The sequence below is a fragment of the Bacillus cereus group sp. TH152-1LC genome (assembly GCF_027710505.1).
Classification (GTDB): domain Bacteria; phylum Bacillota; class Bacilli; order Bacillales; family Bacillaceae_G; genus Bacillus_A; species Bacillus_A mobilis.
This window is the reverse complement of record NZ_JAQFNK010000015.1, coordinates 101,592-117,207: the sequence shown is the minus strand read 5'-3', so window position 1 is coordinate 117,207 and position 15,616 is coordinate 101,592. Positions and strand designations below refer to the sequence as shown.

The following is a 15,616-nucleotide window of genomic DNA, read 5'->3' as shown; positions in this document are numbered from 1 at the left end:
TTAACCGAGATAACCATGTCATGTATATTGTGTAAAAAAAAGAGTGGGGAAACCCACTCTTTCGTGTTACTATCTACGTTTTATTGATGTGGAGAGGTAAGAAATTTCTGTCGTATATACATATTTTGTTACAAGTTTTACTTCTTAAATTTGGTAATACTAAGACAGATATTCCCTGCTTAACGGCAGGGGCTTTTGTTAGCTAACGAGAAAGAATAAGATAAACCGTTTTATGGACGGAGTCTTTTCTTGTAAATGGTACATGACGGCAGGAAGGAGGCTGTTTATGGATAAGAAAGTCACAGAAGTAGTAGAAGCATTTGCGCAGCCAATCGTTGAAGAGTTAAATCTTGAACTTGTAGATGTAGAGTATGTGCAAGAAGGACAAGACTGGTTCTTACGCGTATTCATCGATTCTGAAAAGGGAGTCGACATTGAAGAATGCGGTGCGGTAAGTGAACGTTTAAGCGAAGCTTTAGATAAAGAGGATCCAATTCCTCATCTTTACTTTTTGGATGTATCATCTCCTGGAGCGGAACGCCCATTAAAGAAAGAGAAAGACTTCCAGCAAGCGGTAGGAAAACAAGTGGCAATTAAAACATATGAGCCGATTGATGGTGAAAAAATGTTTGAAGGAAAACTACTTTCCTACGATGGTACTACAATTACACTATTATTAACAATTAAAACACGTAAAAAAGAAATCCAAATTTCAATGGACAAAGTTGCAAATGCGCGACTTGCTGTTACGTTTTAGTTAGAAGGGGGATCTTCATGAGCACTGAGTTGTTAGATGCCTTGCTCGTATTAGAGTCAGAAAAAGGAATTAGCAAAGATATTATTATTGATGCGATTGAAGCAGCGTTAATCTCTGCTTATAAACGCAATTTTAACCAAGCACAAAACGTTCGTGTGAGCTTTAACCCAGAAGTGGGCACAATTCAAGTATTAGCACGTAAAGACGTTGTTGATAATGTGTTTGATCCACGTCTTGAAATTTCTGTTGAAGAAGCAAGACAAATTAATCCAAACTATCAAGATGGTGACGTACTAGAAATTGAAGTAACACCAAAAGATTTCGGTCGTATTGCAGCACAAACTGCAAAACAGGTTGTAACACAACGAGTGCGTGAAGCAGAGCGTGGTGTTATTTACTCTGAGTTTAGTGACCGTGAAGAAGATATTATGGTGGGTATCGTACAACGTCAAGATGCTCGTTTCATCTATGTAAGCTTAGGGAAAGTAGAAGCTTTATTACCTGTAAGTGAGCAAATGCCAAACGAACAGTACAAACCACATGATCGTATTCGTGTATTCATTACGAAAGTAGAAAAAACAACAAAAGGACCACAAATTTACGTATCACGTACACATCCTGGTCTTTTAAAACGTTTATTCGAAATGGAAGTTCCTGAAATTTATGATGGAACTGTTGAAATTCGTTCTGTAGCACGTGAAGCAGGCGATCGTTCTAAAATTTCTGTACATGCAGAGAACATTGATGTTGATCCAGTAGGTTCTTGTGTAGGACCAAAAGGACAACGTGTACAACGCATTGTAGACGAACTAAAAGGCGAAAAGATTGACATCGTTCGCTGGTCAAATGATCCAGTAGAATATGTTGCAAATGCTTTAAGCCCATCACAAGTTGTTAAAGTACTTGTAGATGAAGAAGAAAAAGCAACAACTGTTGTTGTTCCAGACCACCAACTGTCATTAGCTATTGGTAAGCGTGGACAAAATGCACGTCTTGCAGCTAAATTAACAGGTTGGAAAATTGATATTAAGAGTGAGTCTGATGCGAAACAACTTGGTATTGTAACAGAAGAAGATAGCGTAATCGCATTCGGATTCGATTCAGTTGAAGACGAAATCGAATAGAGGTGATGAGTATGAGCAATCGAAAAGTTCCGTTACGAAAATGTGTTGCAACGCAAGAAATGAAATCAAAACGAGAGCTCGTTCGCATTGTTCGTTCCAAAGAGGGAGAAGTGTCCATTGATTTAACTGGAAAGAAATCAGGACGAGGTGCTTATTTATCAAAAGATAAAGATAGCATTCTTCAAGCCCAAAAGAAAAATGTTTTGGAACATCATCTAAAAGCGAAAATCGACGGTTCTCTATACGAAGAGCTTCTTGAGCTTGTTGAGAAGGAGTCGAAATAAGTGTCCGATTGGAAATCGTTTTTAGGACTAGCAAACCGGGCTCGGAAAATTATTTCGGGTGAAGAACTTGTTTTAAAAGAAGTACGAAGTGGCAAAGCAAAGCTTGTATTGCTATCTGAAGATGCGTCAGCAAATACTACAAAACGCATCATGGATAAAACGACGTATTACAACGTACCAATGAGAAAGGTCGAAAATCGACAACAATTAGGGCATGCGATTGGGAGAGATGAGCGAGTCGTTGTAGCTGTGTTAGATGAAGGCTTTGCGAAAAAGCTGCGTAGCATGCTCGATACAAATTACCGGGGGTGAAGGTATGAGTAAAATTCGAGTGCATGAATATGCAAAACAACATAATATCTCAAGTAAAGATCTTATGACAAAACTAAAAGAAATGAATATCGAGGTTTCGAATCATATGACAATGTTAGAAGATGAAGTAGTAAATAAATTAGATAATGCGTATCAAACTGAAAAACCTTCTGTTGCAGATGAGTTTGAAGTAGAAGAAAAAGTTGTTCGTAGTAAAAAGAACAGCAATAAGAAAAAGAAAAAAGGCAAAGGAAATGAAGACAAACGTCAAGATAACTTTGCTGGAAGACAACAAACACAAACTGTAGAAACACCAGATAAAGTTACTTTCTCTGGAAGTCTTACAGTAGGTGAGCTTGCTAAAAAATTAAGCAAAGAGCCGTCTGAAATTATTAAGAAGCTCTTTATGCTTGGAATTATGGCAACAATTAACCAAGACTTAGATAAAGATACAATTGAGTTAATTGCTACTGATTATGGTATTGAAGTAGAAGAAGAAGTAGTTGTAAGCGAGACTGAATTCGAAACATTCATCGATGAGCAAGATGATGAAGAGAACTTAAAAGAACGTCCAGCTGTAGTTACAATTATGGGGCACGTTGACCATGGTAAAACAACTTTACTTGACTCTATCCGTAATTCAAAAGTAACTGCAGGCGAAGCAGGTGGAATTACTCAGCATATTGGTGCATACCAAGTTGAAGTAAATGACAAGAAGATTACATTCTTAGATACGCCTGGTCACGCGGCATTTACAACGATGCGTGCTCGTGGTGCGCAAGTAACAGATATTACAATCCTTGTTGTTGCAGCTGATGACGGTGTTATGCCACAAACAGTTGAAGCGATTAGCCATGCGAAAGCAGCTGGAGTACCAATTATTGTAGCTGTGAATAAAATGGATAAACCAGCGGCAAATCCTGATCGTGTAATGCAAGAATTAACAGAATATGAATTAGTTCCAGAAGCTTGGGGCGGAGATACAATTTTCGTACCAATTTCTGCAATTCAAGGTGAAGGAATTGACAACTTACTAGAAATGATTCTTCTTGTAAGTGAAGTTGAAGAATATAAAGCAAATCCAAACCGCTATGCAACTGGTACTGTAATTGAAGCACAACTTGATAAAGGTAAAGGAACTATCGCGACATTACTTGTTCAAAACGGTACACTTCGAGTTGGAGATCCAATCGTTGTTGGTACTTCATTCGGACGTGTTCGTGCAATGGTAAGTGACATTGGTCGTCGTGTAAAAGTTGCTGGACCATCAACTCCTGTTGAAATTACAGGTTTAAACGAAGTACCACAAGCGGGAGATCGTTTCATGGCATTCGCTGATGAGAAGAAAGCTCGTCAAATCGGTGAATCACGTGCACAAGAAGCGTTACTTGCTCAACGTGGTGAGAAATCTAAATTAAGCCTTGAAGATTTATTCCAACAAATCCAAGAAGGCGATGTAAAAGAAATTAACTTAATTGTGAAAGCAGACGTACAAGGTTCTGTAGAAGCAATGGCAGCGTCACTTCGTAAAATTGATGTTGAAGGTGTTAAAGTTAAAATTATCCATACAGGCGTAGGTGCGATTACAGAATCTGATGTTATTTTAGCTTCTGCATCTAATGCAATTGTAATTGGATTTAACGTACGCCCTGATGTGAATGCGAAGCGTACAGCTGAATTAGAGAATGTTGATGTTCGTTTACACCGTATTATCTATAAAGTAATCGAAGAAATCGAATCAGCAATGCAAGGTATGCTGGATCCAGAATTCGAAGAAAAAGTAATCGGTCAAGCGGAAGTACGCCAAACATTCAAAGTAACAAAAGTTGGAACAATCGCAGGTTGTTACGTAATTGACGGTAAAATTACACGTGATAGTGGCGTGCGTATTATCCGTGATGGCGTAGTAATTTTCGAAGGACAACTTGATACGTTAAAACGTTTCAAAGACGACGTAAAAGAAGTTGCACAAAACTATGAGTGTGGTATTACAATTGAGAGATATAATGATCTTAAAGAAGGGGACATCATTGAAGCGTACATTATGGAAGAAGTGAAGCGATGATTATCGCTTCACTCTCATTCGAGTGTATGATTTACGATGTGCATTCTTTAAAAGAGAAACGAGCAATTTTGCAACGGGTGCTAACTCGTGTGAAGCAGCGTTATAATGTAGCTGTTTCAGAAGTAGGGCATCAAGATGTATGGCAACGTACAGAAATTGCAATTGTTTCTGTATCCTCTAATCGTGTTATTTGTGAAAAAGAAATGAATCGTGTACTCGAGTACATCGATTCATTTCCTGAAATTGAACGTACAATAACACAATTGGAATGGTATTGAATGAGGTGAAGAGTTATGAAATTACGTGCAAACCGTGTAGGCGAGCAAATGAAAAAAGAATTAGGCGACATCATCAGTCGTAAAATTAAAGATCCACGTGTTGGATTTGTTACAGTAACAGATGTACAAGTGAGTGGAGATTTACAAATTGCTACAGTATATATTTCTGTTTTAGGTGATGAAGAACAGAAAGAAAGTACATTAAAAGGTTTAGCGAAGGCAAAAGGCTTCATTCGTTCAGAAATTGGCCAACGTATTCGTCTTCGTAAAACACCGGAAATTTCCTTTGAGTTTGATGAGTCTATTGGATATGGTCATCGAATTGATACACTTTTACATCAAATTAATAAAGACGATAAACGTGAAGAATAATGGATAGACATTTGTCTATCCATTTTTTCAATGCAAAATAAATTTTGGATAATTACTATGAAAGAATTATGATGAGGTGAACATATATGGAAGGTGTAGTATTATTACATAAGCCAAAAGGCATGACATCACATGATTGTGTATTTAAATTAAGAAAGATATTGCGTGAGAAACGAATTGGTCATACAGGAACATTAGATCCAGATGTAACAGGAGTATTACCTATTTGTGTGGGACGAGCAACGAAGATTGCACAATTTTTAACAAGTGAGACGAAAACATATGAAGGTGAAGTAACACTTGGATTTTCAACAACAACTGAAGATGCTTCTGGTGAAGTTGTTGAAACGAAACATGTAGATCGCGTTATTACTCGTAAGGAAGTAGAAGGGGCTCTTGCTGCATTAACAGGTACGATTGAACAAATGCCTCCGATGTTTTCAGCTGTAAAAGTTAACGGGAAAAAATTATATGAATATGCAAGAGCAGGACAAGAAGTTGAACGTCCAGTTCGTACAATTACAATTCATGAATTTGTATTACTAGATGACCGTGAAGTGTTTGAGGGGGAAAATATTTCATTCCGTTTCCGTGTAACGTGTAGTAAAGGAACATATGTAAGAACGTTAGCAGTAATGATTGGTGAAAAACTTGGTTTTCCATCACATATGTCTCACCTTGTAAGAACAGCTTCTGGAGAATTTTTATTAGAAGATTGCATATCATTTGAAGAAATTGAAGAAAACGTGCAAAATGGAACAGTAGAGTCTATCTTCATTTCAATTGATGAAGCGTTAAGTAAGTTCCCGAAAATTGTTGTAGATGAAAAGCAAGCAGAGAAAATAAAGAATGGTATGTTCTTAAAAAATGAATTGCAAATAACAGCGCCATTTATAACAGTGTTTGATAAAAATGATCGCTGCCTTGCAATTTTTGAGCACCATCCAAAACACCCTGGTATGCTAAAGCCGATGAAAGTACTTGTGAATAATCAAGAACTAAAGCTATAATGAATTATTGGAAGGATTATTACAGAAAAAGGTGAATTCAAGCGTGAAACTTATTCATTTAACTCATCCACATGAACAAAATAAATTAGAATTACCACCGACTGTAATGGCATTAGGGTTTTTTGATGGCATTCATTTAGGACATCAATGTGTAATTCGAACTGCGAAACAAATAGCGGATGAACGGGGATATAAAAGTGCAGTTATGACATTTTATCCGCACCCATCTGTTGTTTTAGGAAAAAAGGAAGCGCATGCGGAGTATATTACACCAATGTGTGATAAAGAAAAAATAGTCGAAAACTTAGGGATCGATATATTATATGTTATTAAATTTGACGAATCGTTTGCAGGCTTATTGCCACAACAATTTGTAGATGATTATATTATTGGTTTAAATGTAAAGCATGTAGTAGCAGGGTTTGATTATTCATATGGACGTTTAGGAAAAGGAAAGATGGAGACTTTACCATTTCATGCAAGAGGGGAGTTTACACAGACTGTGATTGAAAAAGTTGAATTTCAAGAAGAGAAAGTAAGTTCTACAGCATTACGAAAGTTAATTCGAAATGGCGAAATGGAACAAATTCCATCTATTTTAGGTAGAGCATATACAGTAGGGGGAACGGTTGTACACGGTGATAAACGTGGACGTCAAATTGGTTTTCCTACAGCAAATGTAGGTTTAAGTGATGAGTATCTATTACCACCAGTAGGTGTTTATGCAGTGAGATTAAAGGTTCACGATGAATGGTACGATGGTGTATGTAATATTGGATATAAACCAACTTTTAAAGAAGATGAGCGTCAATTATCTATTGAAGTGCACTTATTTGAATTTAACAAAGACATATATGATCAAAATGTTACAGTAGAGTGGCATATGCGTATAAGAGAAGAGAAGAAATTCAATGGCATCGATGAGTTAGTTGAACAAATCGCAAAAGATAAGAAAACAGCACAAGAATATTTTGTGAACGAAAAGAATATACTTGCTTTTTCAAATGAAAAGTAGTATTCTATGTTATGTACTTTATGACAACCATTGCTTGGCATTGCGACTCACCGACGCTTGCTAGGTAATTGGGGGTTTAATTAATAGGAGGTGAAATAGGATGGCTTTAACACAAGAGCGTAAAAATGAAATCATTGCACAATTTAGAACTCATGAGACTGATACTGGTTCTCCAGAGGTTCAAATTGCTGTCCTAACGGAGCAAATTAACACTCTAAACGAGCACTTACGTACTCACAAGAAAGATCATCATTCACGTCGTGGTCTATTAAAGATGGTTGGTAAACGTCGTAACTTACTAACTTACCTTCGTAATAGCGATATCACACGTTACCGTGAATTAATCACAAAGCTTGGCTTACGTCGATAGTCAAAGAAGCGGGAATATTCCCGCTTTTTTGTTAGGTAAAAATATATCTTCTACCCTTTATAGCTTACTTCATTTTCGGTAATACTAGAGGTAGAATATTGTGATATACTATCCATTTACATAGAAGAATTGAATACTTTAAATTGAGAGGGGTACTTAAATGAGTCAAGAAAAGCAAGTCTTCTCGATAGATTTAGCTGGTCGTCAGCTAACAGTTGAAACAAGTCAGCTTGCGAAGCAAGCGAACGGAGCAGTATTAGTAAGATATGGCGATACAGCGGTTCTATCTACAGCAACTGCATCAAAAGAACCAAAAAATGTAGATTTCTTCCCACTTACAGTAAACTATGAAGAGCGTTTATATGCAGTCGGAAAAATTCCTGGCGGTTTCATTAAACGTGAAGGTCGTCCAAGTGAAAAAGCAATTTTGGCAAGTCGTTTAATCGACCGTCCAATTCGTCCACTTTTCGCAGATGGTTTCCGTAACGAAGTACAAGTTGTCAGCATTGTAATGAGTGTTGATCAAGATTGTTCTTCTGAAATGGCAGCTATGCTTGGTTCTTCATTAGCGTTATCGATTTCAGATATTCCATTTGAAGGTCCAATCGCGGGTGCAACAGTTGGTCGTATTAATGGCGAATTCGTTATTAATCCAACAGTAGAACAGCAAGAGCAAAGTGATATTCACCTTGTTGTAGCTGGTACGAAAGATGCAATTAACATGGTTGAAGCAGGAGCAGATCAAGTGCCTGAAGAAACGATGTTAGAAGCAATTATGTTTGGACATGACGAAATTAAACGTCTAATTGCATTCCAAGAAGAGATTGTACAAGCTGTAGGTAAAGAGAAATCAGAAGTGAAACTTTATGAAGTTGACGCTGATCTTAATCAAGCTGTACGTGAAATGTCTGAGAAGGATATGCATTCTGCAATTCAAGTACATGAGAAACATGCACGTGAAGATGCAATTAACGAAGTGAAAAAGCGTGTAATTGAGCATTACGAAGCGCAGGAAGCTGACGCTGATACATTAGGACAAGTAAATGAGATTTTATATAAAATTGTAAAAGAAGAAGTACGTCGTCTTATTACAGTTGAAAAAATCCGCCCAGATGGCCGTAAAGGTGACGAAATCCGTCCATTAGCATCAGAAGTTGGCATTTTATCTCGTACACACGGTTCTGGTTTGTTCACACGTGGACAAACACAAGCATTAAGTATTTGTACATTAGGTGCATTAGGCGATGTGCAAATCTTAGATGGTCTTGGTGTAGAAGAATCAAAACGCTTTATGCACCATTACAATTTCCCATCATTTAGTGTTGGTGAAACAAGACCGATGCGTGGACCAGGTCGTCGTGAAATTGGTCACGGTGCACTAGGAGAACGTGCTCTTGAGCCTGTAATTCCATCTGAAAAAGACTTCCCATATACAGTACGTCTTGTATCTGAAGTTTTAGAATCAAATGGTTCTACTTCACAAGCAAGTATTTGTGGTAGTACTTTAGCAATGATGGATGCTGGTGTTCCACTTAAAGCTCCAGTTGCAGGTATTGCAATGGGTCTAGTTAAAACTGGTGAGCATTACACAATTTTATCTGATATTCAAGGTATGGAAGATCATTTAGGTGATATGGACTTTAAAGTAGCAGGTACAGCAAAAGGTGTTACTGCACTACAAATGGACATTAAAATCGATGGTCTATCTCGTGAAATTTTAGAAGAGGCATTACAACAAGCGAAAGTTGGTCGTGTGCACATTCTAAATCATATGTTATCTGTTATTGCAGAGCCACGTACTGAATTATCAGCTTACGCTCCAAAGATTATTACAATGACAATTAACCCAGATAAAATCCGTGACGTTATTGGGCCGAGCGGTAAACAAATCAATAAAATTATTGAAGAAACTGGCGTTAAAATTGACATCGAGCAAGATGGTACAGTATTCATTTCTTCAATAAATCAAGAAATGAATGACAAAGCTAAGAAAATTATCGAAGATATCGTTCGCGAAGTACAAGTAGGTGAAATCTACGAAGGAAAAGTGAAACGTGTTGAGAAATTCGGTGCTTTCGTTGAATTATTCAGCGGTAAAGATGGATTAGTTCACATTTCTGAACTTGCACTTGAGCGTGTAGGTAAAGTAGAAGACGTTGTGAAGATCGGTGATGTAATTACAGTTAAAGTTATCGAGATTGACAAGCAAGGTCGTGTGAATCTATCTAGAAAAGTATTGCTAAAAGAAGAGCAAGAAAAAGAAGCTGCTAAAGAAGAAAACAAACAAGAGCAGCAATAAGTAAAAGCCAGTTGAACTGGCTTTTTTTGTTATGTAAAAAATATGATTTATATATATTTTTATGTCAGTATAGGTATAGTTTTCATTATAACGCTCAAATTAACAAAGATAAGAAGAAAAAGGTATTTATATAGTTAATGGGAGGGTTTATATGAAAGCTCGTATATTGGCATACATATGTATATTCTTTTTATATGTCAGTGTAGGCTCTTATTCCGTTTTTGCACAGGATAACTTGTATGAAGAAATTCAAAAACATGCAAAACAATATGAGATTGCACCTCAAAATGCGATGATTGATAAAATATGGAAAGCAACACCGGGATATAATGGAAGACAAGTAGATATCGAAGCATCCTATAATAATATGAAGAAGCTGAAGAAATTTGATCAAAAAAATCTTGAATTCAAGGAAATATCACCGAGTGTTCACTTAAAAGATTTATCACCAGCTCCAATTTATAGGGGACATCCCAATAAAAAGATGGTGGGATTAACAATAAATGTGGCATGGGGAAACGAGTATTTGCCGCGTATATTAGAGATATTGAAAAAACATGATGTGAAGGCAACTTTCTTTTTAGAAGGACGCTGGGTGAAAGAAAATTTGCGATTTGCAAAAATGATTGTCGATGCAAATCAAGAAGTTGGAAATCATTCTTACACACACCCTAATATGAAAACGCTATCGTCTGATGAAATACGAGATCAGTTACAAAAAACAAATCGAATGATTGAAGCTGCTACGAATCAAAAGGTGAGATGGTTTGCACCGCCGAGTGGAAGTTTTCGGGATGAAGTCGTTAAAATCGCTGATGATTTCCAAATGGGAACGATCATGTGGACTGTCGATACAATTGATTGGAAACGACCTGATCCAGATGTACTATTGCAGAGAGTAATGAGAAAAATACATCCAGGTGCTATCGTATTAATGCATCCAACTTCATCTACAGCAGAAGCATTAGATACAATGATTACAAAATTGAAGGAACAAGGATATAAAGTAGGGAATATAACAGAATTACTGGATGAAAAACGTGTGGATTAAATACATTTGCATGACATTCATCCTTAAACTTGTTATCATTAAATAATAGAAATTATTTAGAGAAACTGGCAGTAGGAGGAAAGTTTTTGATTAAAAAATATACTTGTAAAAATGGTGTAAGAATCGTTATGGAGAATATACCAACCGTAAGATCGGTTGCGATTGGTATTTGGATCCATGCGGGATCAAGAAATGAAAATGAAAAAAATAACGGGGTTTCCCACTTTTTAGAGCATATGTTCTTTAAAGGGACGGAAACACGTAGTGCACGCGAAATTGCAGAATCATTTGATAGCATTGGTGGGCAAGTGAATGCTTTTACTTCAAAAGAATACACTTGTTACTATGCAAAAGTGCTAGATGAGCATGCTAAATATGCTTTAGATGTATTAGCAGATATGTTCTTTAATTCAACATTTGATGAGGAAGAACTGAAAAAAGAGAAGAATGTCGTATGTGAAGAAATTAAAATGTACGAAGATGCTCCAGATGATATTGTACATGATATGTTAACGAAAGCGACATATGAAACGCATCCGCTTGGATATCCTATTTTAGGAACAGAAGAAACGCTTGATACGTTTACAGGTGATACGCTACGCCAATATATCAAGGATCATTACACACCTGAAAATGTCGTTGTTTCAGTTGCAGGAAATATTGATGAAGCCTTCTTACAAACGGTAGAGCAATATTTCGGTAGTTATGAAGGAACAACAAACCGTGAACAAGTACATAGCCCAATTTTCCATTTTAATAAAGTAGCACGTAAAAAGGAAACAGAACAAGCTCATTTATGTTTAGGATATAAAGGCTTACAAATGGGACACGAAGATATTTATAACTTAATCGTATTAAATAACGTTTTAGGCGGTAGTATGAGTAGCCGTTTATTCCAAGAAGTACGTGAGCAACGTGGGTTAGCTTACTCAGTATTTTCTTACCATTCTTCTTATGAAGATACAGGTATGTTAACGCTGTATGGAGGAACAGGTAGCCAACAATTAGATACACTGTATGACACAATGCAGGAAACGTTAGAAACATTGAAAAATACAGGTATTACAGAAAAAGAGCTTATTAATAGTAAAGAGCAATTAAAAGGAAACTTAATGTTAAGTTTAGAAAGTACGAATAGTCGTATGAGCCGCAATGGTAAAAATGAATTACTACTTCGTAAGCATCGTTCACTTGATGAGATTATTGAAAGTGTAAACACTGTAACGAAATCAAATGTTGATGAGTTAATTCGTAACATGTTTACAGATGAATTCTCTGCAGCATTAATTAGTCCAGATGGAAAACTTCCAAAAGGAATAAAACTATAATTGCTTTATATGAAGTATGTAAAAATAACCGTATCTCTTTTAAATGAGATACGGTTATTTTTTTGGGATATACAGAATAGGTACTAATTATGGATAACTTACATTCATAATTTCGGTAGGGGGAGAGCGTATGCGATTAAGTGAATTAAGCGGTAAAGAGATCGTAAATTTAGAAAGAGCAGAAAAAATGGGGGTTTTAGGCCATGTGGATTTAGAGATTGATGAGAAGGATGGCCAAATACAAGCTCTGATCATACCAGCTGGAAAATGGGGAGGCTTTAAAAAGGAACCCCAAGAAGTAAGAGTAACGTGGAGTCAAATTAAGAAAGTGGGGCATGATATAATCCTTTGTGATATTACAGATCGTTCAAATTCGGAGTGAAAGATGGCCATTTTGGTCATCTTTTTTTGTTCATTCTCCGCTGAGTAAAAGCTCACATGAATCGAGCTTTTACCGGAAATCAATTTCTCGTATAATGTCCTCTCATATGCCAAATTTTGAGGTGAGGACTAACTGTGTATAAATAGCGGGATAAATCATACGTGCTTTTGGTTTTTCAATCACCTAAAACTCGTACATTACATATGATGTGGAGGAAAAAGAAAAAGTAGGCACTTTTCTTATAAATGACAGAAAAAGAAGGTGAATTAGGGAATGTTGACTGAGATGCATATTGCTGTCATAGGAGGAGATGCAAGACAGCTAGAAGTAATTCGCAAGCTAGTTGAATTGGATGCGAAACTTTCATTGATAGGGTTTGATCAGTTGGATCATGGCTTCACAGGGGCAGCAAAAGAAAGTATACAAAATTTAGATTTCACTTCTGTAGATGCAATTATTTTGCCAGTTGCAGGTACAAATGCCAAGGGAGAAGTAGATACTATTTTTTCAAACGAAAAAGTTTCTATAACGAAAGAACAAATTGAAAATACACCAGAACACTTTACTATATATTCAGGTATTGGTACGCCTTACTTGGAAAATCTCGTATCTACTACAAACCGCAAACTTGTTAAATTATTTGATCGTGATGATGTGGCGATCTACAATTCTATTCCAACTGTAGAAGGTACATTAATGATGGTAATTCAACATACCGACTATACAATTCATGGTTCCAATGTAATGGTTTTAGGATTTGGTAGAACAGGGATGAGTGTTGCCAGAGCATTTCAATCATTAGGCGCCCATGTCAAAGTTGGAGCAAGACGATCCGAACATATTGCACGTATTACAGAAATGATGTTTTCTCCTTTTCATATGCAAAACATTGAGAAAGAAGTAGGCAATATCGATATTGTCATTAATACAATTCCGCATCTCGTTGTGACAGCGAATGTCATTTCAAAAATGCCGGCCCATACGTTAGTAATTGATTTAGCTTCTAAACCAGGTGGTACCGACTTTAGATATGCGGAAAAAAGAGGAGTCAAAGCGCTGTTAGCACCTGGATTACCAGGTATTGTTGCTCCGAAAACAGCAGGGCAAATTTTAGCGAATGTTCTTTCTCAGTTACTGGCAGAAGACGTAATCGCAAGAAAGGAGAATGGGGAATGAATTTAAAAGGGAAAAGAATCGGGTTTGGTTTTACTGGCTCACATTGTACGTACGAAGAAGTAATGCCTCATTTAGAAAAGTTAATTGCTGAGGGCGCAGAAGTACGTCCCGTTGTTTCTTACACTGTTCAATCAACAAATACGAGATTTGGAGAAGGGGCAGAGTGGATTAAAAAGATTGAAGAAGTAACAGGCTTTAAAGCAATTAATTCCATCGTTGGCGCAGAACCACTAGGACCTAAAATTCCACTAGATTGCATGGTAATTGCACCACTAACCGGAAATTCTATGAGTAAATTTGCAAATGCAATGACAGACTCTCCAGTATTAATGGCAGCGAAAGCGACGCTAAGAAATGGCAAGCCTGTCGTATTGGCTGTTTCGACGAATGATGCTTTAGGGCTTAATGGGGTAAATCTCATGCGCCTAATGGCAACAAAAAACATCTATTTCGTCCCATTCGGTCAAGATGCACCAGAGAAAAAACCTAACTCAATGGTAGCTCGCATGGAGCTGCTGGAAGATACAGTATTAGAAGCGCTGCAAGGGAAGCAATTGCAACCGGTTGTCGTAGAAAAATTCAGATATATGAATTAAAAAACGAAAAAAAACGGACAATTTTTGATGAAACCATCATTCTTACTGTAGAATATGATAAAATTAACGTTATTAAGATTAGAAGGGGTATTGTATACTCCTTCTGATTCTAAGTTATAGAAGGATTGGTATCTAGAAAGGGGCATAGTGATGGAAAAGCAAAAAACTTTTCATGTCGCTGTAGTTGGAGCAACCGGCGCAGTTGGTGAACAAATGTTAAATACTTTAGAGAAACGAGAATTTCCAATCGGGAAGTTAACGTTACTTTCATCTAAACGATCTGCAGGTAAGAAACTTGTATTTAAAGGCGAAGAATTTACAGTTCAAGAGGCAACTCCTGAAAGTTTTGAAGGAGTAGATATCGCACTATTTAGTGCTGGTGGATCTGTATCAAAACAATTAGCGCCAGAAGCAGCAAAGCGCGGTGCGATTGTTGTTGATAATACAAGTGCATTCCGTATGACAGAAAACGTGCCACTTGTTGTACCTGAAGTAAATGAAAATGACTTAAAAGAACATAATGGTATTATTGCAAATCCAAACTGTTCTACAATTCAAATGGTAGTAGCTCTTGAGCCAGTTCGTCAGCAATATGGTTTAAAACGAGTAATCGTTTCCACATATCAAGCTGTATCAGGTGCTGGTGCGGCAGCGATTGAAGAACTTCATGAACAATCACAAGCAATCTTAAATGGCGAAGAAGTGAAGGCAAATGTTTTACCTGTATCAGGTGATAAAAAACATTTCCAAATTGCTTTCAACGCGATTCCACAGATTGATAAATTCCAAGATAATGGATTTACGTTTGAAGAAATGAAAATGATTAATGAAACGAAAAAAATTATGCATATGCCAGAGCTAGAAGTAGCGGCAACATGTGTACGTTTACCAGTTGTATCAGGTCACTCTGAGTCTGTTTACATCGAAGTAGAAAAAGAAGGTGTAACAGTAGAAGAATTCAAGAATTTACTTGCAAATGCAGAAGGTATCGTTCTACAAGATAACCCAGAAGAGCAGTTATATCCAATGCCAGCTACTGCAGTAGGTAAAAACGAAGTATTCGTTGGAAGAATCCGTAAAGATTTAAATAACGATAAAGGATTCCATCTTTGGGTCGTATCTGATAACTTATTAAAAGGCGCTGCATGGAATTCTGTTCAAATTGCAGAGCGCTTAGTAAAATTACAATTAGTGTAA

17 protein-coding genes are annotated in these 15,616 nt (G+C 36.8%); all 17 read left to right on the top strand.

Annotated elements, in window-relative coordinates; all coding sequences use genetic code 11:
• Window positions 1–286: 286 nt before the first annotated feature.
• A complete protein-coding gene (gene rimP / locus PDL00_RS25230; RefSeq protein ID WP_000359099.1) occupies window positions 287–757 on the top strand; it encodes a ribosome maturation factor RimP in 471 nt (156 codons plus the stop codon).
• Between the two features lie 17 nt (window positions 758–774).
• Window positions 775–1,881 carry a transcription termination factor NusA gene (gene nusA / locus PDL00_RS25225; RefSeq protein ID WP_000102596.1) on the top strand — a complete coding sequence of 369 codons (1,107 nt, stop codon included), beginning with the start codon at window positions 775–777 and terminating at the stop codon, window positions 1,879–1,881.
• 11 nt (window positions 1,882–1,892) lie between these two features.
• The gene (gene rnpM, locus PDL00_RS25220; protein WP_262740378.1) at window positions 1,893–2,165 is read left to right on the top strand and encodes an RNase P modulator RnpM; all 273 of its coding nucleotides are present in this window, start codon (window positions 1,893–1,895) and stop codon (window positions 2,163–2,165) included.
• A complete protein-coding gene (locus tag PDL00_RS25215) occupies window positions 2,166–2,477 on the top strand; it encodes a YlxQ family RNA-binding protein (protein ID WP_001286520.1) in 312 nt (103 codons plus the stop codon). It begins immediately after the preceding gene.
• 4 nt (window positions 2,478–2,481) lie between these two features.
• Window positions 2,482–4,542 carry a translation initiation factor IF-2 gene (gene infB / locus PDL00_RS25210; protein ID WP_000036353.1) on the top strand — a complete coding sequence of 687 codons (2,061 nt, stop codon included), beginning with the start codon at window positions 2,482–2,484 and terminating at the stop codon, window positions 4,540–4,542.
• A complete protein-coding gene (locus PDL00_RS25205; RefSeq protein ID WP_000582364.1) occupies window positions 4,539–4,820 on the top strand; it encodes a DUF503 domain-containing protein in 282 nt (93 codons plus the stop codon). The genes infB and PDL00_RS25205 overlap by 4 nt, the downstream gene beginning before the upstream one ends.
• Before the next feature lie 15 nt (window positions 4,821–4,835).
• On the top strand, window positions 4,836–5,192 hold the full coding sequence (gene rbfA / locus PDL00_RS25200) for a 30S ribosome-binding factor RbfA (protein ID WP_000776444.1): 357 nt from the start codon (window positions 4,836–4,838) through the stop codon (window positions 5,190–5,192).
• A gap of 86 nt (window positions 5,193–5,278) precedes the next feature.
• Window positions 5,279–6,202, top strand: coding sequence for a tRNA pseudouridine(55) synthase TruB (truB, locus tag PDL00_RS25195; protein WP_063260410.1), 924 nt, complete (start codon window positions 5,279–5,281; stop codon window positions 6,200–6,202).
• Between the two features lie 43 nt (window positions 6,203–6,245).
• Window positions 6,246–7,217, top strand: a complete 972-nt coding sequence (gene ribF / locus PDL00_RS25190; RefSeq protein WP_270731883.1) for a bifunctional riboflavin kinase/FAD synthetase — start codon at window positions 6,246–6,248, stop codon at window positions 7,215–7,217.
• Between the two features lie 100 nt (window positions 7,218–7,317).
• Complete coding sequence (gene rpsO, locus PDL00_RS25185) at window positions 7,318–7,587, top strand: 30S ribosomal protein S15 (RefSeq protein WP_001229392.1); 270 nt, start codon at window positions 7,318–7,320, stop codon at window positions 7,585–7,587.
• A gap of 160 nt (window positions 7,588–7,747) precedes the next feature.
• Entirely contained in the window at window positions 7,748–9,886 is a 2,139-nt protein-coding gene (gene pnp, locus PDL00_RS25180; protein ID WP_097816845.1) for a polyribonucleotide nucleotidyltransferase, read from the top strand.
• Between the two features lie 151 nt (window positions 9,887–10,037).
• Window positions 10,038–10,937, top strand: a complete 900-nt coding sequence (locus PDL00_RS25175) for a polysaccharide deacetylase family protein (protein WP_270731880.1) — start codon at window positions 10,038–10,040, stop codon at window positions 10,935–10,937.
• A gap of 86 nt (window positions 10,938–11,023) precedes the next feature.
• On the top strand, window positions 11,024–12,265 hold the full coding sequence (locus tag PDL00_RS25170) for a M16 family metallopeptidase (RefSeq protein WP_270731878.1): 1,242 nt from the start codon (window positions 11,024–11,026) through the stop codon (window positions 12,263–12,265).
• Window positions 12,266–12,395: 130 nt separating this feature from the next.
• Window positions 12,396–12,647, top strand: coding sequence for a YlmC/YmxH family sporulation protein (locus tag PDL00_RS25165; protein WP_242250694.1), 252 nt, complete (start codon window positions 12,396–12,398; stop codon window positions 12,645–12,647).
• Window positions 12,648–12,920: 273 nt separating this feature from the next.
• Complete coding sequence (gene dpaA / locus PDL00_RS25160) at window positions 12,921–13,823, top strand: dipicolinic acid synthetase subunit A (RefSeq protein WP_000954740.1); 903 nt, start codon at window positions 12,921–12,923, stop codon at window positions 13,821–13,823.
• The gene (gene dpaB, locus PDL00_RS25155) at window positions 13,820–14,419 is read left to right on the top strand and encodes a dipicolinate synthase subunit B (protein WP_001049480.1); all 600 of its coding nucleotides are present in this window, start codon (window positions 13,820–13,822) and stop codon (window positions 14,417–14,419) included. Before dpaA ends, dpaB begins: the two co-directional genes overlap by 4 nt.
• A 150-nt stretch (window positions 14,420–14,569) precedes the next feature.
• Window positions 14,570–15,616 (top strand): aspartate-semialdehyde dehydrogenase, encoded by a 1,047-nt coding sequence (gene asd / locus PDL00_RS25150; protein WP_061678191.1) that lies wholly within the window; start codon window positions 14,570–14,572, stop codon window positions 15,614–15,616.